We start from the raw sequence: 915 nt of genomic DNA on the forward strand, positions 1-915 counted from the left end.
CGCGACACAGAGGAGTTCCGCCATGAGCGAAGACGCCTTCAACATTTCGATCCGCAAGTTCCTGAAGGAAGTCGGCCTCACCTCACAGCGCAAGATCGAGGAGACGGTGCGCGAAAGGCAGATCAGCGGCAAGAAGCTGAAGGTCCGCATGACGCTTACGGCGGAAGGCACGGGCCTCACCCACGTGGTGGACGGCGAGATCGAACTTCCGTGAGCGTGGCGAAGCGATCAAGCGCGTCGACGCGGAGAGCTGAAGGCAAGCCGCTTCATGCCGCGGGTAACCAGAACGTTGCACCTGCGTCAATGAGTGCATTTGTAAGACATTAAGTCCAATCCCACATTGGGTTCAGTCAGCGCGGTTCTCCTCCCATTTATCCGCGCTGGCTGTTCCCCTCTGGAGGTTTTCAACCTTCACAATTAAAGCCGGGCTTTTTAGTCCGGCTCTTTTTTGCCTGTTGTTCCAGATCATCTCGGATGTGATACGATCGGTGCGGCTCCGATCAAAATCTAACGAACCTCCCCGCTTATTTCGCCCACGGCGAAGCGCCGCCCGCAAAGAAGCGTGCTTCCGACGCTTCGTTTGTGAAATATGACGACGTGGGGCTCTCGGACAAATACCAAGTGAAAAAACCAGCAACGCGAAACGGCCGTCAGACGATGACGCGCTTCGTARGGAGCTGCAAGCGCGCTATGAATGTTCAACCGGCGGTCGCTTCAAAGAGCTGTTAAAACGCCTGGATCGGGCAGAGCTAGAAATAGCAACCCGGTGTCCAGGATATCGAATCTGCATTATTAGTATGATACTACGTTCGCGGCGCAGGTTATCTTTGCGGCCAATCGGTTCCCCCTTGTGCAAAAGATATCGGAGATTGGAAGGAGAGCGCGTTGAGGATTCGTCATTGGGATCGCATAGGC

At 55.0% G+C, this 915-nt stretch carries 1 protein-coding gene; it reads left to right on the forward strand.

Going from position 1 to position 915, the window contains the following annotated elements; all coding sequences use genetic code 11:
- Positions 1–22 precede the first annotated feature (22 nt).
- Positions 23–214 (forward strand): DUF6494 family protein, encoded by a 192-nt coding sequence (locus ACXJ5O_RS28390; protein ID WP_457302825.1) that lies wholly within the window; start codon positions 23–25, stop codon positions 212–214.
- Positions 215–915 lie beyond the last annotated feature (701 nt).

The organism is Phyllobacterium sp. P5_D12 (assembly GCF_054049495.1).

Excerpts from the sequence above, each read along its gene's own strand:
- ACXJ5O_RS28390 (WP_457302825.1), top strand. The coding sequence starts at position 23 with ATGAGCGAAGACGCCTTCAACATTTCGATCCGCAAGTTCCTGAAGGAA.